We start from the raw sequence: 26,602 nt of genomic DNA, 5'->3' as shown, positions 1-26,602 counted from the left end.
CATCGATCTCGCGTACACGAACCCGTTCAGCCACACCCAGAAGTCTGAAACGATCACGCCGACCGAGAGGAGACCTCGATCGGCGTGTCGTCACAAAAAGGGCAAACGTGACCGGCTACGGCACTAGAAAGTGATCACCAGCTGCTGGACTTGCTGAAGATCGTCGACCCCGCCATCCCCCGCTGCGGGTCTTCTCCGGCAATGCCGGCGACGGCGTATCGGCCGGAACGCTTCCCAGCATGGTCCAAGTCGTAGTGGCGAACACGTCGAGGAGCAGGGGAGGTGCTCAGCCGCACGCTTGCCGCAGATCTGCGTACGGCGGGAAGGCATCAACCAGTTCGGCGAGCGTCAGCAGCCGGGCCAGCGGTCGCTGCACACCGATGAGGCGCAGGTAGCCCCCGCGCTGCTCGGCCTGCCGCTGCTCGGCGAGGAGTGCGTTCAGGCCGGTGCAGTCGCAAAAGCGGAGCCGACTCACATCCACCACGATCTTGACCTGGCCGCCGGCCAGCAGTTGGGCACAGGTGTCCAGGAAGACGGGCTCCGTCGCCAGGTCAAGTTCGCCGTCCAGGTGCAGAACGGACACTCCCCGACGATCGTCGACCCGCAGGGCCAGCAGGGCATCGGACATCTCTGCCTCCAGCTACGAGACCGAAACGGATATCTTCGTGCAAACCGCCCAAAAGCGGCTAGGTTTCCCGTACGTTACCCGCGGCGCCGACCAAGGTCAGTCAAGTCCTGCCGCATGTACGGTCAAATGCCTGTTACTTCATGCTCCGCCGAGCTCCGTCCTGGCTTCGCCGGCAACGGCATTTCACCTTTGGCGATCGGATACCTGCTGGATGCAGGTGTGGGCGGGTTCGCTTTCAAAGGGAAAGCCGATCTCGTGATGGCGCCGGCGTCTGGGCACCACGGCTAGGAGTGGCGGACACCCGCACCCTACTTCGCAGATGAAGATCTGCGAGCGGCCGAGGCTCGAGCCCACGAAATATGACCCAAACCGCTCCACGCGGCTTCCGAAAACCACCCTGATGTCCGAAAGTGGAAGGGCGATGGCGATGTGCGATCGAAGGAGTTGGGGCATGACGGATGAGAAGTCGCGCGTCTTCGAGGAGCAGGCGCGTGTCCAGATTACGGATCAGCTCACGAACGCGTTCGCCGACGATTGCAAACCCGAACAGATCAACGAGGCGATCGATCGTGCCTGGCAGAGATTCGACCGGGCACCCGTCAGGGACTTCGTCCCCCTGCTCGCCGCCCGAATCGCCCGGGAAGAACTCCACCGCCTGAGCGCGGAACAGCAAGGATGATCTTTTCTGCAAGCTACCGCGGCCAGCTGCTGAGGAGACGATCCGCGCCCACGGCGATGAGGCGGATCAGGCGTTGGTCAGGCTAGGGCGGCCTTCTCGCCCGTCGCCCGGAACGCCGGCCGAGGCGTCACCGCCCGGTCAGCGGGAGGAGTGTTCGGTGATCCACCAGGCGCCGAGCAGGTCGGTACGGGCGGCGGAGTCGACGGTCCTCCAAAATCCGGTGCGACAGGTGCGGTGACAGTTTGTGTCACCGCCCCCACCCTCCTCTAAATGATCCATGGATTTATGGAGGATCTCATGGCAGCGACCACAGCACAGGCCAAAACCCAGCTGTATGAGGCGTTCGCGGCCAGCGGCAAGGCGCTGGCCAGCGGAAAGCGGCTGGAACTGCTCGACCTGCTCGCCCAGGGAGAACGCACCGTCGAGGCCCTGGCCAAGGCGGCAGGGCTGAACCTGACGACGGCGTCCGCCCATCTGCAGACGCTCAAGCAGGCCGGGTTCGTCGCCGCCCGCCGCGACGGCGTGCGCATCCACTACCGGTTGGCCGGCGACGACGTCGCCCAGCTGTTCGCACTGCTGCGCAAGGTCGCCGAGACCCACCAGGCCGCCGTTCCCGCAGCTCGTGACGCCTACCTGGGTGAGGACGGCGCGGTGGAGGTCACCCGTGAGCAGCTGCGCGCCCGGGTAGCAGCCGGTGAGGTGGTGGTGCTGGATGTGCGGCCGGTGGAGGAGTACCGGGCCGGCCACATCCCCGGCGCCGTCTCCACCCCGATTACCGAGTTGGCTGAGCGGATCAGCGAGTTGCCAGAAGACACCGAGATCGTCGTGTACTGCCGCGGCGAATACTGCGTGCTCGCCTACGACGCGGTGCGGCTGCTGACCGATCGCGGTCGCCAGGCAGTCCGTCTCAGCGACGGCATGCTCGAATGGCGGCTGGCCGACCTGCCCGTCGAGGCCGGAGCACCGGCATGACCGCCCGCCCGGCGCAGCAGCCGGTCCCCCACCCGGGACTGGCCAGCGGACCGGTCTACCTGGACTACAACGCCACCACACCCGTCGACCCGCGGGTCGCCGAGGCGATGGCGCCGCACCTGACCGACCTGTTCGGCAATCCCTCCAGCAGCCACCCCTACAGTGCCGAGCCGAGGACGGCCCTCGCGCATGCCCGGCATCAGGTCGCCACCCTGATCGGCGCCCGACCGCACGAGATCGTCTTCACCGCCTCCGGCTCGGAGGCCGACCTGCTCGCCCTGCGCGGTGCGGTCATCGCTTCCGGCCACCGGCGCCCGCACGTGATCATCCAGGCCACCGAGCACCCGGCCGTCCTGGAAACCTGCCGCGCGCTGGAACGCCTGCACGGCGCCCGCGTGACCGTGCTGCCGGTCGACGGCGACGGGCTGGTCGACCCGGCCGCGCTGGCCGACGCCCTCGACAAGGACACGGTGCTGGTGTCGGTGATGGCCGCCAACAACGAGACCGGCGCCGTGCAGCCGATCGCCGATCTCGCCGCGCTCGCCCACCAGCACGGGGCGCTGCTGCACTGTGACGCCGCCCAAGCCGTTGGGAAAGTCGCCGTCGACGTCGAGGCGCTGGGCGTGGATCTGCTCACCGTGGTCGGGCACAAGATGTACGCCCCCAAGGGGGCCGCCGCGCTGTACGTACGCGACGGCGTGGCCCTGGAGCCGGTCGTCTACGGCGGCGGCCAGGAGCGCGGCCTGCGGGCCGGCACCGAAAACGTTGCCTTGGCCGTGGCCCTCGGCACGGCCGCCGAGCTCGCCGCCCGCGACCTCGCCGGCGACGGCCCCGCCCACATGATCGCCCTGCGCGACGACCTCCATCACAGGCTCGCCGAGGGCCTGCCCGGCCGGGTGCACCTCAACGGACCCGTCGAACGTCGGCTGCCGAATACGCTCAACGTCAGCATCGACGGCGTCCTCGGTCATGAGCTGCTCGCGGCGGCGCCGGAGATCGCGGCCTCCACCGGGTCGGCCTGCCACAGCGGCACCCGCGCCCCCTCACCCGTGCTGACGGCCATGGGCCTGGACGCCGGTCGCGCCCTCGCAGCGGTGCGGCTGTCACTGGGCCGCTGGAGCACGCCCGCGGACATCGAGACGGCGGCGACCGCGCTGATCAAGGTGGCCGTCGTGTGACAGGGCCCACCGGTGCACCGCGGAAACCGACCGGCGGTTGCGGTTGGTGCGCCGGTACGGAATCACGGCATGCAACTGCTGCTCTTCCTGCGACGGCGGCTCCCCCTGGACGGCCCGGACGACGGTGGGGAGATCGGGCGCGCTGCGCGGGGTGGGCATCGGCTGGACACGGGCCCTGGTATCCGGTCATCCGGATGGCCAGCCCCATGTTGAACAGCGCGGCCGGCAACCGATGCCGGGTGGTGTGCACCGACGGCGCCGCGACCGCGGCGTTCACCGTCCTGCTCACGCCACCAGGCGTCGCGAACGGCAGCTCGCGGGCAGTGAGCGATCCTGGGTCGGGGGCACCGGGATCGCGCCCATATCGGTCACCGGGACATCCCCGGCACAGAAGTAACAGCGAACATGGGATAAAGATCCCGTGGCCCGGTGTGATCACGGCAGGGACCAAAGTCTTTCAGTGCAAGCCCAATGGTCTGTATCACCCATCCGGCAAACACGGTGGGCGCAAGGTGGTCGGAACGCGTGATCGTGACCCGCGGACGTGACCCCGCCTACGCTCGGAGGAGAGCAGCCGTGTTGTCGGGGAAGGATGGTCCGGGAGGGAATGACATGGCCGTGATCGATCTGCACCGCATCGTTGCGGTGATCTTCGAGACCGACGGGGTGCTCACCGACACCGCCCGCGTCCATGCCCACGTGTGGAAGGGGGTGCTGGACGCTTACCTGCGGCGGCACGCGCAGCAGTCCGGTGGCTCCTGGCGGCCGTTCGACGTGCGCGAAGACTACCTGCGCTACGTCGACGGCAAGCCCAGGATCGACGGTGCACGGGACTTTCTGGCCTCGCGCGGCATCGCGCTTAAGGGCGGAGATGAGGGCGAGCACACGCTCTCGGGCATGGCGTGCCTCAAGGACGGCATGTTCCTGGCCGAGATCCGGCGCAACGGCGTCGCTCCTTTCCCCCCGGCCGTGGCCCTGCTCCATGAACTGCGCCTCCATCGGGCCCGGATAGCAGCGATCTCGCCGAGCCGCAACTGCGCCGAGATCCTTACCAGAGCCGGCATCTCCCGCATGATCGACGTCCGGGTGGACGGGGTGGACGCCGCCGCCACGGGACTGCCTCCCATGCCGGACCCCGCTATGCTCGCCAAGGCTGCGCGCCGCCTCGGGACGGATCCGTACGAGACGGCGGTGATCGCCGCCACCGCGCCCGCCCTCCACGCCGCCGGCAACGGCCACTTCGGCCTCGTCATCGCCCTGCGTGGCCCGGACCGCGTCCCAACCTGTCCCGCCCCCAGAGCCGACTACACCGTCGAGAACCTCACAGCCATCCAGATCGCGGGACGGGTCGCAGTCACCCCCCGGCTCTGACGTGGCCCGCGCTGGCGGCGACGGTGGCGGCGCAGCACGCCCGGGCAGTGGGGCCTCGCTGCGATGTTCTACGTGAACCTCACCAGATCCATTTCAGCACCTGCGTGTGGAAGGCGGCGCTGACGCCGTAAGCGGCGGCAGGCAGCAGGACGTGCTGCACCGCCTGCCCGGCGCCTCGATCCACTCCTGGCGGCCGTCGCCTCGCGTGGTCAGCACCGCCATCACCCCGACCGCCGTCGCAGCACGCGGATCGGCGTCGTCGCCCCATCCGTGCCCCCAGGCGACCGTTGAGGTCTCCAACAAAGTCGGGGCGGGTCACCACGCCCGTGGGGTATCGTCTCCCTACTCCTGCGCGGTTCCGCCCAGCACGTTGCGGGTCCCCGAGAGCAGGGCGTGCAGATCGACCCCGGCGTCCACGAGAGCCGGCAGGAAGACCTCGTTCACCTTCTCCACGTGAACGCGGAACGGGCGTACAGCGCCGCCTCACTCCCCCGCTGCGGGAACGCCCTCGCGAGATGGGATAGGTATCGTACGATTCCTAGCGGATTGCGGCTGTGTCCCGCCTTCTGGAAAGCGGTTTGAGCTCGTCCAGAGCCTCGCGCAGATAGCCGGAGAAGGCCCAAGCGTCGCGGACCTGCCTCCCGCAGGCGATGATCCCGACGTCGAGGTGGCCGTTGTAGGAGAAGGCCGTGATGTTCACGGCGCCGGTCACATCGGTGACGACGGACACCGGGTAGTGCGCGAGCAGCCTGACTCCGGCGATCCGCAGGGGGAACTGCGGCCCGGGAACGTTGGAAACTATGACGTTGATGGGCGGCGCCATTCGTCCCACCAGCTCGAGCGCAGCGCGATCGGCCAGGCCGCTCAGCGCGGCAGGCATGCTCTCGCTCAGGTCACGCAGCAAGCGCGCCGGCGTCAGAGCGAACCGTTCCTTGATCTGCCGCATCGCCTCGCTCACGAGCTCAAGCCGCCGACGGGCATCGTCCACATGCGTGGGCAGCTGTGTGATCATGATGGTGACCTGGTTGCCCTCGTTCGTGCCTGCCCGCCCGCGCACGGAGAACGGCACGCCCGCGACCAAGGGCACCTCCGGCAGCGCCCGATGGGCCATCAGCCAGCGGCGCAACGCGGAGGCCGCCAGCGCCATCACCACGTCGTTCACCGTGACGCCGAAGGCGTTCTTGACTCGCTTGATCTCCCGCAGCGGCAGCTCGGCGAAGGCATAGCTTCGACGGGAGGACACCGGGCCGGTGAACGGGGTGTGGGGAGCAGCGAAATGCGGCAGCTCGGGCACGGGATTGCGCCGCGTCACCCGCGACAGGCTGCCGACGCCGGGCAGCCGTGAGACGAGGGGGAGCTGATCCAGCACCGGCAGGGCCTCTCCCGCGAACCGCAGCAGGTGCGCGGGGCCGGCCGCGAGGTGCCAGGCGCTCCTGGCCAGCATGCGCCACAGCCCTGGAGGGGTTTCGGGCTCGCGTGCGACCACGTCGGGGGCCGGGTCCATGAGCGCGGCGAGCACTTCCGCCCCGGTCAGCCCGTCGACGGCGGCGTGGTGGACCTTGGCATAGATGCCGCAGCGGCCGCCGGCCAGGCCGTGGATCAGGTACATCTCCCACAACGGACGTGTCCGGTCCAGCCGCCGCTCGTGCAGACTGGCGACCTGCTCGCCCAGTCGCACGTCGTCACCGGGAGGCCGCAGGGTGAGCTCTCGGACGTGATGATCCAGGTCGATCTCATCGTCGTCGGCCCAGTACGGATGGTCGAGACCGAAGGGCACCCGGACCAGGCGTTGCCGGAGCTGCGGTACTCCGGCCATCCGCTCCACGAGCCTGTTCAGGATCTTCTCCCTGGACACGTCCTTTCCCAGTACTGCCAGCCCGCCGACGTTCGCGACGTTGGTGGCGGTCTCGAAGTTGAGGAACTGCGCGTCCAGCGCGCTGAGCTGCCGCATGTTTCCACCTCAGGCCGGCCCCCGCCGGCGAGTCGGCCGATCCCTTCGCCTCCGTACGGCGACCGCGGCGCACCGTACGTCCTCGACCACCTCTACCCGCGGGTATACCTCCCGGAACCGGGGCAAGCCTGGCGGGCGCGGGGATGCCGTCGGGGTCGTGCGCCGTCCGATGGCGCAGTGGCCGCTGCGAGGCCAGGCGAGGACACCGGCCGCGCTCAACGCGCCGACATCCGACGTTCGTACTGTGGGCCGAACTACCGGCCATACTCAGGCGACCTTGGTCCCGTGTTCCCCTGCCCTTCGGCTGATGAGATCGCACGCGTCGCGGCGAGGCAACGGCTGCCAGCCGATTCAGCGGCCCCGGCACTGCGGCCGCGTCAAGGCCGCCGCTGGATGTGTCCGGCACAGCCGTACACGATGGCCTGAACCACGTTCTGGACGACGTCCCGGCTGACGCTCCCTGGTGGCGCGGCGACCAGGGTGAACAGCGCACCCCCGTAGAGCGCGATCAGGGCGGGGATCTTCTCGCGTGGGATGGTGAGGCCGAGTTTGTCGTGGTGCCCGGCGGTGACGTGCAACGCGGTGTCCTGCAGGCCCGCGAGCACTGTGGCGAGCACCGGCCGGCGCGCGGCCTCCAGTTGCAGTTCGAAGATCGCCAGATAGCGGTTGCGCAGGGTGGTCGCCGCTGTGAGCAGCGATTCCGTCAGCAGGTCGACCAGCGTCGCGGGCTGCTCGATGGCCCGATCGGTATCGGCGTGATGCAGCTCGGCGATCCGCTCCGCGGCTGCCACCAGCAGCGCTTCCCGGCTGCGGAAGTAGTTCGAGGCCGTTCCCGGCGGCAGGCCCGCTGCCTTCTCCACCGCGCGGTGGGTCAATCCATGCACGCCCGACGACGCCAGCACTTCGATGGCGGTATCGGTCAGGGCTCGGCGACGGGCCGGATTAGTGGGCGGCATGCGGCCATGATACCAATAGCCGTACTAGTACGATCGTAGTGAATCGGCGAGGAGGTTCTCATGAGGATCGCGGTGGTCGGCGCCGGACTCGGAGGAGTGGCGGCCGCGGTGGGGCTGCATCGCCTGGGTCATGAGGTGACACTCTTCGAACGGGGCGCCGAACTCCGGGAAGCGGGCACCGGGATCGTGGTCATGCCCAACGGGCTTCGCGCGCTGGACGCGCTGGGGCTGGCCGAAGACGTTCGCGGGCACATCATGCCTGCCGCCCGCGCGGGATTGCGGGACTGGCGCGGACGCCCGCTGCTGATCACCGATGCGGTCCAGGCGCAGCAGAAGGTCGGGACGCCCGCCATCATCGACCGGGCTGAACTGCACCGGGCGCTACGCGCCCCGCTGCCCGCCGACCTGGTGCGAACCGCGACCCCGGTCGAGCGCCTGGAACCCGACCCCACCGGGGTAACCGTGATCAGCGACGGCAACCCCGTCGCGAGAGCGGACGCCGTGATCGCGGCCGACGGCATCGGCAGCAAGCTGCGCGAACAGCTCTTCCCCGGCCACCCTGGGCTACGGCGGACCGGCCGGATGGACCTGCGCGGCATGCTGCCCCGCCCTCCCGGCCCGGTAACAGACCTGCTCGCCAGCCAGTTGGTCGACCGCCGCAGCGGGGCGATGTTCGGCCTGTTCCCCGTCGGCGAGCACCGCCTGTACTGGTTCACCGACTCCGAACTGCACGGCACGCCGCCCGGCGCGGACGAGGCACGCCGGCAGATGCTGTCCCTGATGGCCGACTGGCACCCCCTCGTCACGGCACTGATCGAGGCCACCCCGCCCGCAGACATCCACGTCGACCCGATCGCTCGCCTGGCCGAACCCCTGCCCTCGTTCACGGTCGGCAGGATCGCGCTCCTCGGCGACGCCGCCCACGCCATGCCACCCGACCTCGGCCAGGGCGCTAGCCAAGCCTTCGAAGACGCGGCCGCACTAACCCGCCACCTGACCGGCGCAGAGCCGGCAGACGTCGCCCAGCGGCTCCTGCGCTACGACGCCGAGCGCAGACCCAGGGCCAACCGCATCATGCAGGCGGCGTCCCGGCAATCACGACTGACTTCCCAGACCGGCAGCGCCGCGTGGCTCCGCGACACATTGCTGCGCGCCATACCGTCCCGACTGGCCACCCGGCAGCTTGCCGCCCTCTGGCACGCCTAGTCGTCCAGTGTGAGCGTGGCGAACAGCCCGAACCTGCCGGGATGGGCCTCGGCCAGCCCGGTACCGAGCTCATTCATGGCGCGGGCCCTGGCTGAGGCACCTTTCGCCTGCCGTGTGGCAGAGCTGGACGACAGCCTCCGCCTCGCCGGAATCATCCACATCGTGGTTGGCTTCCTCGATCGGTGCTGGGGGCACGCGCACTCCCGGAGAGACATCGGTGTAGACGGCATAGGTACCGGATCAATGAGACATGATCAAGTGCCGACATAAGCAGGGAGATGTTCACCGCAACCTTGCGACGGCATCCTTGAGCCTGATCAGGTCGCGCTTACGCGCCTCATAGGTCGCGCCCACCACCAAAAGCAGCAGCCCGCCGACCGCGATCGGCACCCACCTCGGCACCACGCCCACCAGCTCCGCGATCCACGGCGCGAGCTCCCGCAGCGTCACGGCCGCCAGCGTGAGCCCGCCGAGCACCGCGGGGGCCTGCAGCCGGCCCCTCGCCCCGGCAAGGGTCACGGCCAGCGCGGCGATCCCCAGCAGCAGCGAGCGGAGGGAACCGGCCTCGGCCAGCAGGCTGGGCCCGAACGCCAACGCAAGACCCGGCCCGTAGACCGGCCACGACGATATCTGCCTGCTCCTCGTGCGCCACCAGCCGAGCGCGAGCAGCACCAGCGCGAACGGCAGCGTGTAGGCCTCGACCGCCTCCACTGCCATCGCCCGCGCGACCGCGACCGCCTCCCCCGCGACGAGCAGGCCCGCGATCGCCATGGCGGCGAACCTGGCCCTGCCCAGCACGGCGGATGCGCCCGCGACCAGCGCCAGCGCGGGCAGCACCGCCAGCGTCGCCCACTGGAACGCCAGCGCCCAGCCGATGGCGAGCGAGCCCAGCCAGAGCGCCGCACCCGCACCCACCCGATTCCTGGTGGCCACGGCCGCGGCGGCCGCCGTTCCCGCCACCAGCAGGGCCAGGACCAGCGGGTACGGCATGGGCACCGTGACCGGGACCACCGCGACCACGATGGACCCGGCGACCGCCGCCGCGGCCGGGCGGGTGACAAGGGTCAGCACCGCTCCCGACAGGGCGAGGGCGGGCGCGACCAGCAGGCGCTGTTCGACGAGTTGCGGCAGGCCCCGCCAGGGGGTGAACGCCGGAACGTAGGAACCGAGCACGGAGGCGACGGCGTCGATGACCGGCAGCACGGACAGCGTCGCGAGAACGACCGCGAGTCCATGGCCGAACGTCCTCGGCGACCAGACCTCCTCCGTGCGTCCGGACGGCCTGTCGTCGTCGTGCTTTGCAGGCGGCGTGACGTACCCGGCGGCAAGGGCCAGGGCGGCCGCCACGGCCAGCCCCACCGCGCACGAGTCCAGCACGGGCAGGCCGGCGCCGGCGAGCAGCGCCCACATCAGTCCACCGCCGCTCAGCACCGCTCCGGTCAGCGCGGCGGGTCTGCGGTAGAGGATCGCCCACGCGGCGAAGAGGACACCGAGCGTCACGTAGGTCGCGCTCTCCATGGCCAGTGACCAGGCGACGGCCTGGGCGGCAGCGGACCCGGCCGCCCAGGTGGCAGCCTGATAGCTCGTCGCGACCGCCGTGAGCAGCAGCGCGAGAGCGACGAACACGGCGAGCGCGGGTAGGTAGCCGAGCCCGTAGGCCACCGCCACAAGCATGACCGCCGGTGTGCCGAACACGAGTGCGCCCGGATTCCGCCTCCACCTCGCGAGTACAGCGCAGGCCAGCGCCAGCAGCGCAAAGGCGATCGTGGCGGGGCGCACGCTGTCGATCGGGCCCCATAGCCAGGCCGTGCCGGCCCAGACCTCGTCCAGCCGGCTGAGCGGGCTGAGCAGGACGATCGCCGCCTCAGGCGCGAGCGGCAGCACGGACACCAGGGCGAGCACACCGCCGGAGGCCACACCCGCCGTGCGTAGGCGGCTCGGCAGCAGCACGGCGAGAGCCATCACCGCCAGGGCGGCGGCCGTGTAGGGCAGGACCTGCCAGCCGTCTCGCAGCAGCGGGCGGATCGGCGCGGACAGGGCGAGGGTCAGAGCCGTCGCCGCCAGGACGACGGGAAGCACGCGAGTGGAATCGTCCACCCGCAGGGCTATGATCAAGCCGACCGCGGCGAGCCCGACCAGCGCTCCCGCGTGCGGCAGGGCCGCGCCGGCGGTCTCGGCGATCACCGTGAGGTAGCCGCCCGTCATGAGGGCGATCGTCCCGGTGGTGCCCAGGCAGACGGCCGCGGTCACACGGAGCCCCCGCGTCCGTGCGGCCGCGGCCCGACCGGCGGCGATCCAGACGCCCGCGTCCAGCGCGGCCGTGGCGGTGAGGGCCACGGTCAACCAGGTACGGCTCGCGTCGATCGCGAGCAGCGGTAACGGGACCTGGATCAGCACGATCGCGATGGGCATAGGCAGCGTGAGCCGGACGATCCGGGCATACGCCGCCGCCACGAGCGCTGTCAGCCCGATCGCTCCCGCTGCGTAGTCCGTCCCTGACAGGCTGTCGAGCAGGCCGACGCGGCGGGCCGCGTAGCCGTCGAGCAGTGTCAGCGCCAGGCCCAGCACCCCGACCGTCTCGGCGGTCGAGGTGAGGCCCCGCCTGAGCAGAAGCGCGGGTACGGCCAGCGTCACCCCGGTGATCGCCGCGAGGACCGCGCTCCGCCCGGCGATACCGAGATGGCCCCAGCTCACCGCGATGAACACGATCGCCGCCACCGTGAGCAGGAGGCCGCCGAGGATCAGCAGCAGGTTCTGCGCGGTCCTGCGCGAGACCTCCTGAGAGGGCCGGCCCGCAGAAGCACGGGCATCAGCACCTGAACCGGCAGCACCGCCGGCCGACCCGCGGACCCCGGCCACCATCGGCTGCTCGTCGGCCCCGGCACCAGGCCGCCCTTCTGCCTCGGCCTCCACCAGGCCGCCGCTGGACCGGGAGCCCGTAGCGAAACGTTCGCGGTCCGCACGGAGCAGACCGAGCAGCTGCGCGCGTCGCCCGAGCAGTTGGGCCTCGCGCGCCCGCAGGCTTGCCAGCGCGCCGTCCACCTGCCACAGCTCCGCCGCGACGGGCCCGCTCAGCGGCAGACCGCAGCGTGGGCACGCGGGTAAGGGCCCGCTGAGCGGGTTGCCACATTCAGGGCAGGACGGCCTCAGCCCAGCAGCCGGAAATTTCGCGCTATCGGAGTGCATAGAGAGAACAATGCCGTCTCCGGAGAACTGTTTTCTTGGGCCGAGCTACTCACCCACGCCTGAGCACCTCGACTCAGGACCGCTCGGACGGCGCCGATTGCTTCCGAATCGGACAACAGCTACGGCGCCTGACCCATCCCACCCTGTTCGAGTCCCCAAGCAGCCCGTCAGCGATCTCACCACACCCGCCGGTCCCGTGGTCACCGCGACCACCACGGTCAACACCGGCCTGGCCGACCTCCAGCGCGCCCTGTAGAGCCACACCGACTCCCTCGCGCCGCCCTGAGCATCCCCAAGCCCACCTCGGCGGCCCTCTCGGCGCCCGCTGAGCTACTGGGAGATGCTGGTGGCGCTGCGTCGCGGCCCGGCGTAGCGCCAGAAGAAGTTGAGCAGCACGCTGGCCCGGTTGCGGCCGCCCAGCAGGTAGGCCACGTGGATGAAGATCCAGACCAGCCAGGCGGGGAGCCCGTGCACGGTCAGCCCGTTGGGCAGTTGCAGCACGGCCTCGGCCTTGCCCACGGTGGCCATGATGCCTGGGTCCTGGTACGAGAACGGCCGCGCCGGCCTGCCCTGAAGGGCCGCGGCGATCTGCTTGGCCACGTGCTCGCCCATCTGGATCGCCGGCTGGGCGAGTTGTGGCTGCGGCGCGGGCGGCCCGGAAAGGTCGCCGGCAACGAAGATCTCCGGGTGCTCCGGCACGTTCAGCGCTTCGGTGAGCGCGATCCGGCCGCCCTTGCCCTGCGGCAGGCCCCAGTCGGCGACCTGCTTGGGCGCGGTCACGCCGAGCGCCCATACGGTCAGGTCGCTTGGGAGCCGCGTGCCGTCCGCCAGCACCACCGCGTCCGGCTCCACCGCCGCCACCGTGGACCCCAGGCGCAGCTTCACCCCTCTCTTGCGCAGCGCCGCCGCGGCCGCGTTCCGCAACCGCGACTTGTACGGCGCCAGCACGTAGTCGAACCGCTCCACCAGCGTCACGCTGGTCTGGCGGGGCTTGATCTCGGGATGCGTCAACGGCAGCGTGCGCCGGCGCAGCTCGGCCAGCGTGCCCGCCATCTCCACCCCGGTCGCGCCCGCGCCCACCACCACGACGTGCGTGCTCTCGCGGCGGCCGAGCGCCGTGTCCTCCAGCTGCTGCCCCAGCCGGTCGCGCAGCGCCGCCGCGTCCCGGAGCGAGTAGATCGGCAGCGCGTTCTCCTGTGCCCCCTCGACGCCGAGCCAGTTGGTGGTCACGCCCGTGGCCAGCACGAGATAGTCGTAGTCCAGCCCGCTCCCGTCCTCGAACTCCACCCGCCGCTCCCCGGGCAGCACCTTGCTCAGGCTGGCCCGGCGCGACCGCACGTTGGGCCACCTGGCGGCGAAGGTGCGGATCGGATAGGACACGTCCGACGTGCCCATCCCGGCCGTGGCGACCTGGTAGAGCAGGGGCTGGAAGGTTGCATACGGGTTGCGGTCGACGAGCGTCACCAGGGCCCCGGTCTGAGCCAGCTTCTTCGTGGCGGCCAACCCCGCGAATCCCGCACCCACGACCACGACCCGCGCTCTTTGCATCATGATCCGGTCCTTTCCATGTCGGTGGCTACCGCCCTTCTGGACCGGACAGCCCGGCAAACTGTGACAAGAAAGAACTGGCAGCAAGTCTGAACCTCGACCAGCTCCCGCCCTTCAGCCACGAGCTGGTCGTACCGTTCCTGGGTGACGGGCCCGATCTTCAACGACATGGTCGTTCTTCCCTCACCGAACGTGCCTCACGCGGCGGGATGGGCGTCGCGGTCATGACCTTGATACTTGGATCAGCGAAGTACGCGCCGATGACCTGCCCGCCCCCGCCAGCGTCGGCTGGCACTGCCTGAATACTCGCTTGCGTGTCGGGCCACTGCTCAGCATAGTGAACACGGTGAGCGACGTGCCCGAGCGCTGGAGCCAGGCCAGCGTCTACCCCGACATGTGGTCGGACCCCGACAAGGATCCCCGCAACAAAGAAGGAGTCAGCCCGGACGGTGAGTTGGCGACGCTGCAGGACTTCTTGAGAGACTATCGACTGACCCTGCAGATGAAGTGCGAGGGATTGGATCCGGAGAAACTGGCGCGCCGGTCAGTGCCACCGTCGACCATGTCCTTGCTGGGGCTGGTCCGCCATCTTGCCGAGGTGGAGCGGGACTGGCGCAATTGGATTGTGCCAGGAGACCCAGCACCGAAGCTGTACGGAGCACGTGATGCCGACTTCGAGGAAGCCGTTGCCGAGCAGGCGCTGATCGACGGCGCATTCGCCGATCTTGCTCGCGAACAGGCGGCAACCGATGCAGTGCTGGCCGAGTATCCGGATCTGGGCGCGCGGGTGGGTCAGGACGGCATCGCTGTCCGGGAGCTGTGGGTTCACCGGATCGAGGAGTACGCCCGCCACTGCGGGCACGCCGATCTACTGCGCGAATGCATCGACGGCCGGGTAGGGCAATAGCACACTCGACCGCTGGATCACTGGTGTCGCCGACCGACCCGCTGCATGACGCGGTGGCTCCGCTGACCGCGCTTGTCGACGCCTGGATGTGCTCGAGCTGTGAACCCACAGGTCACCCCCTGACGACCGAAATCGCCGCACCCCACAGGACGGCGAGTTCGCTGATCCAGGGCCAGGCTGGTGCCGGGAGGGGGAAGAGGCTTGGGCGGAACGATGCGCGGAGGTGAGCCGCGCCTTGGTACCGATGTCAGTCTGTGGGCCCCAGCCCGGCGATGCGTTGCTCACGCACGTCCTGCAGGGCCCGCAGGTAGCCGATCTCCAAGGCACGACAGATCAGGTTATTCATCTCGGCAGAGCCATCGAGTCGTCCCCAACTGGAGAACTCATTGGACACCGCCTCGTCGGCCAACCGCTCGAGGCCGGCATCACCAGAACGTGGCCCGTCGTAACGGACCCGGCCGATGAACTCGCTCCATTCCTCCAACTCGGCACACGCGCCATCATCGTTGCTCATACCGGCCATCGTGACCCACGATCACTCTCTTCGCGAGCCCCTCCGACCTGCAATGAAGCATCCCTCCTCAGGGAGGCAGTGGCCGAGAGGATCGAACAGTGTCTCACCGGCTCCTGCGTGAGGATCGAGCTGGAGCTGCCGACTTTGATCGCCGGCTTCCAGGTCGAGCCCAGCCGCCTTACCGTGTCCGGCCAGGCACGATGTCGTGCCACAAGAGCGACCCGATCATCGCGAGTTGGCTCTGGGAACAAATGAGCCACAGCCGGGACCTCCCGCCGCCGAAGCCGCGTTTACCCCATCGCCGGGAAATCGCTACCTTGTGGCGCTCAGTCACCTGCTCCCTCATCGAGCCGCCTACCATCCACGCTGGTGTCGAGGAGGTAGGCCCCGGCATCGTGCAGGGTGATGCCATAGCCCGGCGTCTGGCCAGGAGGCGACCACTCGTTTGTCGCGCTGATCGCCTCGAAGCGGGTGTCGCGGGTCGGGCCGTCGCCGACGAGGTGGCCGCGCAGATGGCCGTCACGGTCGTACACGGCCCACCGACCGGCGCCCACCTGCGGCATGGCGACCGGGTTGTCCTTGAGCCACTGCGCGTTGGTCGCGTGATTGGGCCACTCGTCGGCCCCGTTCGGCTGGGTGGGGCCGCCTATGGCATGATCTTCGGTTTTGCGAGCACTACTCATGTTGCGTCTCGCTCTCTGATTGTGGCTGTTGCCTCCGAGATATCGGAGAAACGCTTTCAGCCTAGGAACACAAGGTATGGCATAGATCGCGCTCAGCCCGACACCGTCGGGATGCGCCTCCAGGAGCTTGATCCGACTCGAGCTGCCCCATCGGGGGCATCAGATGCGAGGTCAGTCCCGGACAGGAGCTGGGACGCACAACCATTCCCAGGCCCAGGCAGTGGCCCCGCCGATGCCTGCGGTCCCACCGGTGACCGGGCCATCACCGCGTGACGTCGTCGCGTGGCGAACGGGGTTGTCGAGCTCATGGTCGTTTCCTCTCTCTTGTCAGAGCGTTGGAGGAAGGCAGAGATCGCATGACCTCTGCCCTGGCGCGCCAGAGGCTGACGCCTTTCCGGCATGGCCTTATGACATGTGCGGGGTGGCTGCGAGGCCGGGACTCGGCCAGACGAGCAGGTCTGCTCGTTCTCCGAGCGGAGGAGCGCGCCTCGGCGACGGGCGTCCCGGATCCGCGTCGAGAGATCGGGCCGCGTCCGTCTTCATCGGAAGTCGGTGACCGCCGGGAACGGCAGCACGGCGCGGTGTCAGGTGGCGGCGGGCCGTGCGGGCACGAGATCGGCGACGCGGCCGCCCTCGTTCTCCCATGCGGCTGAGCCTTCGCGGCCGGGTATGCCCTCGTCCGGGGCCGCGGGGTGGAGGATGTCAGCAGGACGGACGCCGACCGTGCCTGCGGCGGCAAGCGTGAGGGCTGCCGTGGCCGGATCGTTCGCGGTGCCGGGGGGAATGACCAGCAGAGTGACGGGCGCGGTTCCCGCGATGCTCAGGGTGATCAGGTGCGGGTCCGCGCTGCGGAACCAGCCCACTCTGACGTGGCGACCGCGGGCCGGGATGCGGCGCGGGATGTGATCCCACGCGTCCTGATACAGGCCCACACGCAGGACGGCCCTGCCGAGCCGCTGGTCGACGGCGGAGATGAGGGTGGGCAGTTCGGCGGCGGCGTCGCGGGTGCGGGGCCACCACGCCCCGTCGACGGTGCCTCTCCGGTCAACGAGGGGGTTCAGGCTGAGCCTGGGCGCGGAATGGGCCGTGGGGGCGGCGGCGGTAACCGAGTTTGACGGTGTGGACGGGGAGAGGAGTGTTGTCATCATCGTTGCCTGGCCTGTCAGGCCCTCACCATGGGCCGAAAGCGGTCTATCGCCGCGGGCGACGCCAACCTGAATGCCAACGCACGAAATGTCCTCGGTTTCTTTATTGTACCTCCTTTCACAAGGAAAGTAGATGCATTAAGTGGCCGCCGCGCCACCGGAAACCAGCACCTGGCGTCGAAAGGCGCGGCCAGCCGACCTAGAAATAATCTGGGGCAGCGCAGCGGAAAGATCAAAGGCATGTTCAAGCGTTGACCGCGGCCACCATCAACGACATCGACGGCAAACGTCTGAAGCGCCCGCCGGCGGGTCGGCACATTCCCGCTTCGAGCGATAAGCAAATAGATCGTGCAAATCTGGAGGAGCCATGAATCGTGTCATTGTCGTGGGCACCGACGGTTCGGCCGCCGCGACCGCGGCCGTCGAGTGGGCGGCCGACGACGCCGCGCGCGCGGAGGCCCGGCTGCGCATCGTCCACGCGGACCGTTCACCGTACGAGATCGCGAAATTCTCCAACCTGGGTCCGGGCGATGCCGTCGCCCTTAGCGCGGAGAGCGTGCTGGCCGAGGCCGAGGCGGTCGCGCGCAAGCGCCAGCCCGGCATCGAGGTCGCCGGCGAGCTGTTTCAGGGCTCCGCAGTGGCGGTGTTGCGGACTCACGCCGGCAAAGCCGCCGAGATCGTGATCGGCGGCAGCGGCATTGGCGGCTTCCCCGGGGGCGTGCTGGGCTCGGTGAGCACCCACGTAGCCGGACATGCGCACGGCCCGGTGGTCGTCGTCCGCTCCGACCCCGACACCGCCTACGGGGAGATCGTCATCGGGCTCGACGACTATCACGCCGGCGAACCAGCCCTCGCCTACGCTTTCGAGCAGGCGATACTCCGCGCGAGCACACTACGCGCCGTCTACACCTGGCAACCACCGGCGCACGCCCATATCCCCGCAAGCGCCCATGACATGGACGAGATCCACGCCGCCCAGTGCCGGATCGCGGCAGGTGTCCTCCTGGGGTGGCGGCAGCGATATCCGCAGGTTCAGGTGATCGAGGACGTCCGGCGCGCCCACCCTGTCGACGCTCTCGCCAGCGTTTCCGCAAAGGCGGATCTGGTCGTCGTGGGCTCCCAGGGCCGAGGGGCGATCGGCACCGTGATGCTTGGATCCGTCACCCTCGGCGTTCTGTACCACGCGCGCAGCTCCGTCGCGGTGGTACGGCCATGAGGGCTTCCTGCTCGCCCTGGCCGGAGATGTGATATCCGCGCCGGCGGCCGTCGGGGTGAATCAATCGGCAGGATCGCTGTTGAGCAGCGGCTCGGACAGCACCGGCGGTGCGTCGGACTGGACCGCAAGGCCGAAAACGAGCTTGTCGGACGGTGGTGGCAGCCTGCTCTTGCCGTCGTTGCCGCGCCTCAGCACGGACTCAGGCGGGAACGGCGGCAGGTCGGCGGTTTCGTCGAGGCGTTTGTCGTCGTTGTGGATGTTCATGCAGCATCACCTTGTCTGGAGCCGTTTCGGGAGTCTCCCTGGGATGTCGGCTGGTTGTCGCGGGTAGGGTCGGGGAGCTGAGGGTGGTGTTCGCCAGTGTTGTCGAGCAGCTCCTGGAACAGGACGTGGTAGTGCACCATGGCCTGCCGCAGGTCCTCGGTGGAGGCGCTGCCGTGGGCGACGCCCCCGCTGATCTCGTGAGCCTGCCGATAGCGGTGCAGCGTGCGCCCGTGAGCCGTCGGCAATTCTGGTCGCCACCGCTTGAAGTCTTCGGTGGGAAATGGTTCGGGGCGGCCTGTTTTCGGCGGCCGACGTGCCGGCGAATGCCTTCCCAGCGCTGCTGCACCATGACGAAGCCGATTGCCGCGACCAGGATCGCCACCACAGCGACGGCGACGATTGTGGTCATCGTGGGCATGTCTGCCTCCAGGAGTTGCCTCTGCCCTCACCGCCTGTCGAGGGCTGGAAGGTGAGAGCAGCGGGTTAGCTCGGGTCGATCTTTCGCCGGCGGGCCGAGGGATGTCAGCTCCCGCGTACGGGCGATAGCGGCGCGCCCAGCCTTGCGTGAGGAGGAACGGTGAGACAGCCGCAACCGTTCGTCCGTCCCGCCTGGCCAGCCGTCCGGCGCTGGTCAGGGCCGGCGGTCGCCTGGAGGCCTGCCGCCACGCCTTTGCTCGGCGTCGTGGCCGGGCGAATCTGCCGGGCTGTGCGGTGGTCGGTCGTCGATGACGTCCTGGCGGCTGCGGGCGGTCGACCAGACCGGGCGTCGTCTGGTGCGGAGCAGCAGGGGCAGCAGGAGCGCGAGGGCGCCGCCGAGTATCAGGATGATGCCCATGATGCGCAGGTCGAAGCCGCCCACCGAGCCGTCCGCCAGGGCGAGGGTGAGGATGGCGCCGAAGGCGATCACCGTGAGGGCTCCGCCTATGGGCATCACGCAGCACCTTCGCCACGGCAGGACCGTGAACTCCCGGGGATGCTGGGCGAGGTCATCGGCGACCGGCCCGGCGGTCCGGACGCGGACCGGTGATCAGGTGGTAGCCGCCCAGCAGGACTGCCGCGCCGACGATGGCGCAGAGCCAGGTGGCCAGGTGGAAGAACCCTTGGATGCCGGAGACGTGCAAGATCTGGGTGGCCACGAGGCCACCCAGCAGCGCCCCGGCGATGCCGAGCACGAAAGTGATGATCAAACCTTGCGGATCCTTGCCGGGGACCAGCATTCTGGCCACCGCCCCTACGACCAGTCCGAGGATGATCCAAGCGATGATGCCCATGGCCGAGCTCCTTTGGCGGTGCATCGATGTCTGCATGGGATCGGTTTTCCGGACCGGTCGAAGCAGGGGGGCCGGCCGCCGCCTGGTTGCCGGCGCCGACGGTCGAACTCATTCACCTTGAGCCAACACCCGCGCGTGCCCTGCCGAAACAGGCGATCTGGAAAGGATCCATCTCCAGAACCGATCACCAGGGTTTCGTGGTGCACGCAGCGTTCAGAGCTCGCGCATCAGACAGGCTCATCACTGGGGCCGGTGGCGCTCGGAGCCCCTCCGCCGGGCGCCGGCCCGATGGCGGAGCTGATGGGTTCCAGCCAACCGAGCCGCTCGGCCAGTCGCCGGGCGCTGTCGATGACGGTGGCGATGTGGGGAGAGGGGTTGGCGTCGTGCCACAGCAGCGACCAGGGATAGTGCGTGGCAGGTTCGATCAGGGGCCGCCACGTGGTTCCCAGCCGGTTGGAGGTGCGGAAGGAGGAAGGGACGCAGTGCACACAGCGGCGCTCATGGACGAGGTCAGCCGCGGCGCGGCTGCTCTGAACAGTGCCCTCGTAGATTGTGGGCGCGAACCCGGCCGAGCGGCACAGCGTGATGACGAACTGGTTGAGCTCTGGGGTCTGTGTTTCTTCGCCGAGTAGCAGGAGTTCGTCGGAGAGGGCGGCGACGAGTACACCGTCGAGCTCGGCGAAGCTGTGGTCGTCGGGCACCAGCACGCCGAGCGGATCGAGCCTGATCAGCTTGGAGGTCACCTCGGCTGGAGCCTGAGAGGCGTGTCCGATGGCGATGTCCAGGCGGCCGTCGGCCAGCTGCCGGTACTGCTCGGGGGTGCCTGCTTCAACCTGATGGATCGTGATATCGGGATGGTTGTGCTGGAGTTCGCGCAGGATCTGCGGCATGGTGTCGTAGCCGGCGTCGATGATGCCGACACGCAGCGTGGGCGCCGACGCGACGGCGTTGCGTGCGGCCTGCCCGGCGCGGCCCACGTGGTCGAGGATCTGGCGCGCCTCGATGAGGAAGGCAGCGCCCGCCGGGGTCAGATCGACGTGGTGGGTGCTGCGATCCAGCAGTCGCACGCCCAGCTCGCGTTCCAGCCGCTGGATCTGCTGGCTCAGCGCGGACTGAACGATGTGCTCGCGGGCCGCGGCCCGACCGAAATGCAACTCTTCGGCCAGCGTCACGAAGTAGCGCAGCTGACGTAACTCCATGCCCGCCACCCCTTCCCGCCCGGGCGGCGCCCATTCGGGCCGTCTCCCCCACTCTAGGTGGCGTAGGGCTCGTGGAGGAGGTTTGGCGTCACTCGCTGGACTGGAGTGTCCGGCAAGCGATCTTCGCGATCATGCCAAGGCGGTAGAGGGGTCTGCCAGGCTCGCTACCGTGGTGGTTTAGGGGCGTCCTTGACCCTCCCATCGGGCTGCTCCAGATGGCCCACGACCCGATCGGTCTTGCCCGCATCCTGGTGACGCTGGTTACCGGTGGCGCGGCCAAGGCGCTGCCTGGCCCAGCCCTTGAGGGCCTGTACCTTGTTGTTGATCTCCCATCGCACACTCATCGCTGTTTCCTTTCACCGCTCAGCTCGGCCATCGGGCCGGGACGCGGCCCCTCGTTGGTCCGTCCACCTCCATGAGCCGTGACCTTTGCCGGTGGATACCAGCCGCGGACAGGCGGCGTGGAGTCCCAGACGGCGATGCACCGTCGTAGTCCTGGCGTTCCGCCGCAGGCTCGGAAATGGTCATAAGGTCTCTTTCATCTCGTTTATACGGTCCGGCGGTGCACGTAGCACCAGCGCCATGTCGACCTTGGTTCCAGGGTGGCGACCACCGGGTGGTCGGTCTCCTGGTAGTGGGCGCGGACGTGGCCGCCCCGCGAATCGTCGGAACAGGCCACCCACCCGCAGGTCAGGCACACCAGCAACCGCGTCCAGGTCTGGCCGAGGGCCAGGCATTCCTTGCATTCGGGTGATCCGTACTCCACAGCGGGGAGCTGGTCGACGTGATCGCAACGCGGGGGCTGACCGTTCAGGCCTGCGCGGTCGGTCGCGTTCGTTCCTTGTGCGTCCAGGGTCATGACGACCCCCTCACGGTGACAGCGACGCAAGCTGCGCCGACTGCTCACCCAGCAGTCAAGGTGATCAGCGAGCGGGCGGAAACACGCAATCCCAGCTAACCTCATCATCTGCGGCGATAGCGAGCCTGCCGACATGTTGCCGACGCGCCGTATCCGGCTCGATCCCCCTCTCGACAGACCTCCACCAAGCGATCGATCGGAGATCCCTGTCACGGACTCCCACGGGCGGAACGCATCTCAACTTGCTCGTCATCCCACCCGGCACCACACCCGCCGCCACTGCCAACGCGCTCGACACCTGATCACGAGTTTCGGTGCGGACCGCATACCCGTTACGCGTTCCTCCTGGCGAGCGCGTGGTCGGCCTCGGCGCTGAGCAACCGAGCGGCAGCGGCCACCTCAACTAGCTGACCAGGCGTCATCGCCTCAAGACAGACGGCGAGCCGCTGCCGGTCACCGCGGCAGGCCATGCTCGTCGCGTTCTGAAAGGCGAGTGCGCGCGAGGCTGTGCCGATCGCCTTCAAGACGTCGGCCAGGGCCTGATCCATGTCATCGTTCGGATCCGGCCGCCGCGGAGGTCGATCATTCAACACCATTCACCGTGCCGTCCTGGAGATCCGAGTGTTGTCCGATCCCGTCGTGCCCATCACAGGCCGGGACTCTGCAGAGCGGTCCCTTCCCACGACACGGCACGAGTGGCGCAGGCGTCAGGACCGTCTGATCGCCTCGGCAGCGTCAGGCCGGTGAGCACGGGCCAGCATGAACACTGGGGACACAGTCGGCGCTCTCACACCTGGCACGATAGCCGACCAGTTCCTGCGTATTACGCCGTTCGTCGATCTCGCGGGCCTGCGGGTCGAGGGTGAACTCGACCGCGCCACCCTGCCCGCCCTCACCGGGGCGCTGGCCTCGATGACGGGTCGTGGCAGCTCCTGCGTCGATCTCAGCGGCCTGGCGTTCTGCGACGTGGGAGGGCTGCGCACCCTGGTCACCGCCGCCGCCGTCGTGCCCGGCGGCCCCGCTCTGACGTTGCGCTCGCCGTCCCCACAGGCGCGACGCCTGCTCGAACTCACCGACTGGCACCATATGGCCGGTCTTCAGCTGCAGGCACCGCCGCAAACTCTGCCGGACCCTGGCTCAGCTCATGAATCACGTGCCCCATCCTGCGATGGGTGAACGCGCGTACCGGCGAGCCTGGCATGGCATACGCGTACGGCATCGCCTAGCACCTCCGAAGCGCTCTCACCGACCTCATCGCCACCGCCACTCGCACGGATCAAGACGAGCGCCTGATCGGAGCAACTCATGACGACCTCAGCCCCTACGCGAATTTACCCGCGACAGGCGTTGCCAGACCTGCGAAACCTCTGCTTAAGGCCCGCGACTGCACCAGCAGAAGTGGCGCCACTGTCGGTCGGGAACGTGTTCAGAACGGTCAGAGGTTGACCTCGGCCAGGTGGTCGGCGGTCCCGCCGCGCCATTCGACCAGGAAGAGGCTCGCGTCATCACTTGTCGTCCCCTTCCTCTGCCGCATCAGTGCGTGAGAGAGGTCTCGTACCATCTCCTGCACGCTTCTCGTCATGGGCCCGACACGCTCGATGGAGTTGATCAGACGTTCTTCGCCGAACTGCTCACCGCCGGTCTCATGCTCTTCCACGAGACCATCGGTGTAGAACAGCACCCGATCGTGGCGCATGAGCTGGTATGTGTTGATCTGCGGGGCGGCACCGCCAAAGCCGACCGGTAGGGTGCCCGCACCCTCCAACGCCTCGATGACCCGGTTGCCGCGGATCAGCAACGGCGCCGGGTGCCCTGCGTTGACCCATTCCAAGTAACCAGACCCGATATCCAGACGCACCATCTGTGCCGTGACGAACTGGTCGGGACCGAACTGTTCGTTGATGGCGGTATCCATGAATTCATACAATTCGGCAAGCCCGACGCTGGCGCGCCTGGCGTGCCGATAGGCGCCAATGGCCACGGTCGCCAGCACAGCGGCGTTCAAGCCATGGCCCATCGCGTCAATGACGGCAATGTGCAGGACTTCGTCGTTGAGGGCGTAGTCCAAGCTATCCCCGGCGACGTCGTAGGCGGGCTCCATGATTCCGGCAACCGCAACCTGCGGGATGGCCATGGACAACGGGGGCAACAGCGACCACTGGATCTCCGCGGACACGCTCATCGGCTCACGACGCCGTGCCAGGAAGAACTGGTCTGTATAACTGTTCTTGGTAACGAGCATATCGGCCACCAGACCGGCCAGCCGTCGCAGCAATCGGCGGTCGTCGTCGTCGACGCTGCTGAGGGTCAGGGCCATCACCCCAACCTCATCACTGCCATCGAGCAGCGGCAGAAACATCCGGATGCCGTCAGCCACCGGATGCTCCACCCTTGTCTCGCTGACAAAAGCCTCACCTGCCCATGACCCGTCAATGGGCAGGGGATCGCCGCCCATGAGCCCCTTGCCCGGCAGCGGCACCAACATCACCTGGTCATAGTCCTGCAGCAGGATCGACACATCCCGGCCACCGATCCTGCGCACCTCCTCCGCCACCAGCGGAGCGATGAGCTGCGGCGGCATAGCGTGAGCCCGGTCCAGCAACTGCCCCAGCAGCCGCTCACCGAAGCCTTCCGACCGGTCCACCACAACATTGCGGCTCTCCGGCACACGTCCCGTCATGACTGATTCAGTTCCCCCGTACTAAATTCTCCCTGTGCCGGTATCCGGATTTGACCCAACACCGGCCTCCGGTGGGGTTGCCCAGGACACCGTCCGGCTGGCCAATGTCGGGGCAGCCCACCCGCTACAGATACTGGCCCGCCTCGGCGCTGTCCGTCTTCGACACACGCGCCGACACCACGTTGGCGAGGTTGATGACCACGCCGTGCACGTCGGCCTCACGCTCATATCTCGCCTGCATCAACACCAGGCTGCGCCGCTCGTCCACAGCATGAGCGATCGCCGCCACCGCCTCCGGCTCCCCGTCGAAGTCCCCGCTCATCACGGAGATGTCTTCACCGCCCACCAGGCGGAATCGAATGATCAGCGCGACATTCTCAGACACGGCCGGCTCCTTTCGCCAGAATCCGCAAGGATTATCTGCCCAGCATCGATCGCTGTAGGCAACTGCCTTCCACATCCGCCTACCGCGCACCGCGCCGGTGAGCGGGTCGCCGTCCAGGGCACCGGCGTCTGCCTGGGCGGCCAACCAGGTCGGGTAGCCGCGTAGCCGGGAGGCGTACTTGGCCTTGGTGGAGTCGGCCAGCGGGGAGCGCTGGTCAGCGATTCCGGAGTGGTGGATGGGGCCTGGTGGCCCTACTCCCGCGGCGCGACAGTCCCGTGAGCCTGGATCGTCGCGATTAAACCTCAAAGGAGCAGAGGTACGGGTCCTTGGCCCGCCTGTGAGCCAGTGTTGAGAGGGCGGCCCTTCACGAGTTTCGCGCCCTCCGTGGGCGGCTCGGGAAGGGCGGCGCGGCTCGCCGACGACCACGGTCAGCGCTGCCGAGGCCGCTCTCAGGCTCAGCGCGCAGGACACGACCGGCTTCGCGCCGGCTGACATTCTCCCCAACTCCCACCTTCCCGCCGATCCAGGCGCTCGCCGCGGTGGCGTGTCCGGCGAAGAGCCGGGCCCTTGCTTCAGTCCCGATCTGGCCACGTCGGTCTGCGGGGGCCGCCATCACAGAGTGCCCGGTTATCAGCTACGGAGATGAGCTGCGCGCAAACTGCCCGTTTCCTTCCACTGCGGGCTCATGTGCGCTGGAGGGACGCCGGGGTGAGCCCTCCGCCGGTGGGCCGCACTACGGCCGCCGCGGCACATCCCCTCCAACGTCCACGGCTGCCGGCTACCCGACCAATGAACCTCTCAGGAGTAACTCCATGACCGAAGCAGAGAACACCGGCACCAAGCCCCCCATCATCCTCATCCACGGACTCTGGCTGACACCACGCGCCTGGGAACACTGGATCGAGCGCTACACCCAACTCGGCCACCAGGTGCTCGCGCCGGCTTGGCCGGGCATGGAGATCGAGGTCGAAGCGCTGCGCAAGAACCCTGAGGGGATGAACGGCCTGGGCGTCACCGAGGTGGCCGACTTCTACGAGACCGTCGTCCGCGAGCAGGTCCGCGCGCCCATCATCATTGGCCACTCCTTCGGCGGATTGATCGTCCAGATCCTGCTGGACCGCGGTCTGGGCGCCGCCGGCGTCGCGATCCACCCCGCTCCGATCAAGGGCGTGCTGCGACTGCCGCTCAGCAGCCTGCGCGCGGCCATGCCGGTCCTGGCCAATCCCGCCAACCGCACCAGGACCGTGGCGCTGAGCCCCAGGCAGTTCCACTACGCGTTCACCAACACCCTGACCCCACACGAGTCTGAGGTGATCTACCAGCGCTACTGCGTCCCCGCCCCCGGCCGGCCACTGTGCCAGGCGGCCGCCGCCATCCTGCGACGGCACCCCGTCACCAGGGTGGACGTGAGCAATGGCACCCGCGCCCCGCTGCTCCTGATCGCCGGTGGCGCCGACCACACCGTCCCCGCCACGCTGGTCCGCCAGACCTACCACCGCTACCGCAATTCCCGCGCGGTCACCGACTATCAGGAGTTCGCCCGGATGCCGCACTTCGCCCTCGGCGCCCCCCAATGGGAACGAGTCGCGGACCACGCCATCCACTGGGCCGGCCGAAACGCCGCCAGACACACCAGAACCCGGGCAGACACACCATAGGCGCGGACCCGGGCACAGACCCCGCGGGCCTTGGCGAACGCAGCCGCCACTGAGGCCGCTCCCATCGGCGGCGGGCGTACTCTTGCGCCATGATGCACGAGGTGTGGGCCCGCGGCGACGCCTACGACTCTTTCATGGGCCGCTGG

General features: G+C 68.7%; 28 protein-coding genes. 10 read left to right on the top strand and 18 right to left on the bottom strand.

Annotated features, from left to right (window positions below):
* Window positions 1–286: 286 nt before the first annotated feature.
* A complete protein-coding gene (locus ACTWPT_RS58275) occupies window positions 287–628 on the bottom strand; it encodes an STAS domain-containing protein (protein WP_443186168.1) in 342 nt (113 codons plus the stop codon).
* A 451-nt stretch (window positions 629–1,079) separates the two neighbouring features.
* On the opposite strand from ACTWPT_RS58275, the gene ACTWPT_RS58270 reads away from it, so the two are divergent.
* From ACTWPT_RS58270 to ACTWPT_RS58255, 4 genes are all read left to right on the top strand, one after another.
* Window positions 1,080–1,307 carry a three-helix bundle dimerization domain-containing protein gene (locus tag ACTWPT_RS58270; RefSeq protein WP_443186167.1) on the top strand — a complete coding sequence of 76 codons (228 nt, stop codon included), beginning with the start codon at window positions 1,080–1,082 and terminating at the stop codon, window positions 1,305–1,307.
* Between the two features lie 297 nt (window positions 1,308–1,604).
* Complete coding sequence (locus ACTWPT_RS58265; protein ID WP_443186166.1) at window positions 1,605–2,279, top strand: ArsR/SmtB family transcription factor; 675 nt, start codon at window positions 1,605–1,607, stop codon at window positions 2,277–2,279.
* Window positions 2,276–3,457: a cysteine desulfurase family protein gene (locus ACTWPT_RS58260; protein ID WP_443186165.1), complete on the top strand. Its 1,182-nt coding sequence runs from the start codon at window positions 2,276–2,278 to the stop codon at window positions 3,455–3,457. Before ACTWPT_RS58265 ends, ACTWPT_RS58260 begins: the two co-directional genes overlap by 4 nt.
* A gap of 612 nt (window positions 3,458–4,069) precedes the next feature.
* Complete coding sequence (locus ACTWPT_RS58255; RefSeq protein ID WP_443186164.1) at window positions 4,070–4,828, top strand: HAD family hydrolase; 759 nt, start codon at window positions 4,070–4,072, stop codon at window positions 4,826–4,828.
* Window positions 4,829–5,366: 538 nt separating this feature from the next.
* Here the strand turns inward: ACTWPT_RS58255 and ACTWPT_RS58250 are convergent.
* Window positions 5,367–6,779 carry a WS/DGAT/MGAT family O-acyltransferase gene (locus ACTWPT_RS58250; RefSeq protein ID WP_443186163.1) on the bottom strand — a complete coding sequence of 471 codons (1,413 nt, stop codon included), beginning with the start codon at window positions 6,777–6,779 and terminating at the stop codon, window positions 5,367–5,369.
* Window positions 6,780–7,156: 377 nt separating this feature from the next.
* Entirely contained in the window at window positions 7,157–7,735 is a 579-nt protein-coding gene (locus ACTWPT_RS58245; protein ID WP_443186162.1) for a TetR/AcrR family transcriptional regulator, read from the bottom strand.
* A 60-nt stretch (window positions 7,736–7,795) separates the two neighbouring features.
* On the opposite strand from ACTWPT_RS58245, the gene ACTWPT_RS58240 reads away from it, so the two are divergent.
* Window positions 7,796–8,941 carry an FAD-dependent monooxygenase gene (locus ACTWPT_RS58240; RefSeq protein WP_443186161.1) on the top strand — a complete coding sequence of 382 codons (1,146 nt, stop codon included), beginning with the start codon at window positions 7,796–7,798 and terminating at the stop codon, window positions 8,939–8,941.
* Window positions 8,942–9,223: 282 nt separating this feature from the next.
* Here the strand turns inward: ACTWPT_RS58240 and ACTWPT_RS58235 are convergent, their stop codons facing one another.
* Both ACTWPT_RS58235 and ACTWPT_RS58230 read right to left on the bottom strand, forming a co-directional pair.
* Window positions 9,224–12,127: an SCO7613 C-terminal domain-containing membrane protein gene (locus tag ACTWPT_RS58235; protein WP_443186160.1), complete on the bottom strand. Its 2,904-nt coding sequence runs from the start codon at window positions 12,125–12,127 to the stop codon at window positions 9,224–9,226.
* A 330-nt stretch (window positions 12,128–12,457) separates the two neighbouring features.
* A complete protein-coding gene (locus ACTWPT_RS58230; RefSeq protein ID WP_443186159.1) occupies window positions 12,458–13,678 on the bottom strand; it encodes an NAD(P)/FAD-dependent oxidoreductase in 1,221 nt (406 codons plus the stop codon).
* Between the two features lie 343 nt (window positions 13,679–14,021).
* Between ACTWPT_RS58230 and ACTWPT_RS58225 the strand changes: the two genes are divergently transcribed.
* Complete coding sequence (locus tag ACTWPT_RS58225) at window positions 14,022–14,582, top strand: DinB family protein (RefSeq protein WP_443186158.1); 561 nt, start codon at window positions 14,022–14,024, stop codon at window positions 14,580–14,582.
* 247 nt (window positions 14,583–14,829) lie between these two features.
* Here ACTWPT_RS58225 and ACTWPT_RS58220 read toward each other — a convergent pair whose 3' ends face one another.
* The 3 genes from ACTWPT_RS58220 to ACTWPT_RS58210 form a co-directional block, all read right to left on the bottom strand.
* Complete coding sequence (locus tag ACTWPT_RS58220) at window positions 14,830–15,096, bottom strand: hypothetical protein (RefSeq protein WP_443186157.1); 267 nt, start codon at window positions 15,094–15,096, stop codon at window positions 14,830–14,832.
* Window positions 15,097–15,422: 326 nt separating this feature from the next.
* Window positions 15,423–15,779 (bottom strand): hypothetical protein, encoded by a 357-nt coding sequence (locus tag ACTWPT_RS58215; protein WP_443186156.1) that lies wholly within the window; start codon window positions 15,777–15,779, stop codon window positions 15,423–15,425.
* A 584-nt stretch (window positions 15,780–16,363) separates the two neighbouring features.
* On the bottom strand, window positions 16,364–16,927 hold the full coding sequence (locus ACTWPT_RS58210; protein WP_443186155.1) for a DUF5994 family protein: 564 nt from the start codon (window positions 16,925–16,927) through the stop codon (window positions 16,364–16,366).
* A 27-nt stretch (window positions 16,928–16,954) separates the two neighbouring features.
* Here ACTWPT_RS58210 and ACTWPT_RS58205 point away from each other — a divergent pair, with 27 nt between their 5' ends.
* Together ACTWPT_RS58205 and ACTWPT_RS58200 are read left to right on the top strand one after the other, a co-directional pair.
* A complete protein-coding gene (locus ACTWPT_RS58205) occupies window positions 16,955–17,179 on the top strand; it encodes a hypothetical protein (RefSeq protein WP_443186154.1) in 225 nt (74 codons plus the stop codon).
* Between the two features lie 112 nt (window positions 17,180–17,291).
* On the top strand, window positions 17,292–18,140 hold the full coding sequence (locus ACTWPT_RS58200) for a universal stress protein (protein WP_443186153.1): 849 nt from the start codon (window positions 17,292–17,294) through the stop codon (window positions 18,138–18,140).
* A gap of 60 nt (window positions 18,141–18,200) precedes the next feature.
* Here ACTWPT_RS58200 and ACTWPT_RS58195 read toward each other — a convergent pair whose 3' ends face one another.
* The 8 genes from ACTWPT_RS58195 to ACTWPT_RS58160 form a co-directional block, all read right to left on the bottom strand.
* Complete coding sequence (locus ACTWPT_RS58195) at window positions 18,201–18,404, bottom strand: hypothetical protein (RefSeq protein WP_443186152.1); 204 nt, start codon at window positions 18,402–18,404, stop codon at window positions 18,201–18,203.
* On the bottom strand, window positions 18,401–18,649 hold the full coding sequence (locus ACTWPT_RS58190) for a hypothetical protein (protein ID WP_443186151.1): 249 nt from the start codon (window positions 18,647–18,649) through the stop codon (window positions 18,401–18,403). Before ACTWPT_RS58190 ends, ACTWPT_RS58195 begins: the two co-directional genes overlap by 4 nt.
* A gap of 386 nt (window positions 18,650–19,035) precedes the next feature.
* Window positions 19,036–19,335 (bottom strand): hypothetical protein, encoded by a 300-nt coding sequence (locus tag ACTWPT_RS58185; RefSeq protein ID WP_443186150.1) that lies wholly within the window; start codon window positions 19,333–19,335, stop codon window positions 19,036–19,038.
* Between the two features lie 55 nt (window positions 19,336–19,390).
* Window positions 19,391–19,675 (bottom strand): GlsB/YeaQ/YmgE family stress response membrane protein, encoded by a 285-nt coding sequence (locus ACTWPT_RS58180; RefSeq protein ID WP_443186149.1) that lies wholly within the window; start codon window positions 19,673–19,675, stop codon window positions 19,391–19,393.
* A 227-nt stretch (window positions 19,676–19,902) separates the two neighbouring features.
* Window positions 19,903–20,874 (bottom strand): LysR family transcriptional regulator, encoded by a 972-nt coding sequence (locus tag ACTWPT_RS58175; protein WP_443186148.1) that lies wholly within the window; start codon window positions 20,872–20,874, stop codon window positions 19,903–19,905.
* 164 nt (window positions 20,875–21,038) lie between these two features.
* On the bottom strand, window positions 21,039–21,218 hold the full coding sequence (locus tag ACTWPT_RS58170; protein WP_443186147.1) for a CsbD family protein: 180 nt from the start codon (window positions 21,216–21,218) through the stop codon (window positions 21,039–21,041).
* A gap of 203 nt (window positions 21,219–21,421) precedes the next feature.
* On the bottom strand, window positions 21,422–21,733 hold the full coding sequence (locus ACTWPT_RS58165) for a UBP-type zinc finger domain-containing protein (protein WP_443186146.1): 312 nt from the start codon (window positions 21,731–21,733) through the stop codon (window positions 21,422–21,424).
* Window positions 21,734–22,065: 332 nt separating this feature from the next.
* Window positions 22,066–22,281, bottom strand: a complete 216-nt coding sequence (locus tag ACTWPT_RS58160; RefSeq protein WP_443186145.1) for a hypothetical protein — start codon at window positions 22,279–22,281, stop codon at window positions 22,066–22,068.
* Between the two features lie 211 nt (window positions 22,282–22,492).
* Here ACTWPT_RS58160 and ACTWPT_RS58155 point away from each other — a divergent pair, with 211 nt between their 5' ends.
* Window positions 22,493–22,909, top strand: a complete 417-nt coding sequence (locus ACTWPT_RS58155; RefSeq protein ID WP_443186144.1) for an STAS domain-containing protein — start codon at window positions 22,493–22,495, stop codon at window positions 22,907–22,909.
* A gap of 259 nt (window positions 22,910–23,168) precedes the next feature.
* Here the strand turns inward: ACTWPT_RS58155 and ACTWPT_RS58150 are convergent, their stop codons facing one another.
* On the bottom strand, window positions 23,169–24,413 hold the full coding sequence (locus tag ACTWPT_RS58150) for a PP2C family protein-serine/threonine phosphatase (RefSeq protein ID WP_443186143.1): 1,245 nt from the start codon (window positions 24,411–24,413) through the stop codon (window positions 23,169–23,171).
* Window positions 24,414–24,537: 124 nt separating this feature from the next.
* Window positions 24,538–24,798 carry a hypothetical protein gene (locus tag ACTWPT_RS58145; protein ID WP_443186142.1) on the bottom strand — a complete coding sequence of 87 codons (261 nt, stop codon included), beginning with the start codon at window positions 24,796–24,798 and terminating at the stop codon, window positions 24,538–24,540.
* Window positions 24,799–25,610: 812 nt separating this feature from the next.
* On the opposite strand from ACTWPT_RS58145, the gene ACTWPT_RS58140 reads away from it, so the two are divergent.
* Window positions 25,611–26,456, top strand: a complete 846-nt coding sequence (locus ACTWPT_RS58140; RefSeq protein WP_443186141.1) for an alpha/beta hydrolase — start codon at window positions 25,611–25,613, stop codon at window positions 26,454–26,456.
* Window positions 26,457–26,602: the final 146 nt, after the last annotated feature.

This window comes from Nonomuraea sp. 3N208, assembly GCF_052245935.1.
GTDB lineage: Bacteria > Actinomycetota > Actinomycetes > Streptosporangiales > Streptosporangiaceae > Nonomuraea.
The sequence above is the reverse complement of the archived record's forward strand: the minus strand, read 5'-3'. Positions and strand labels throughout refer to the sequence as shown.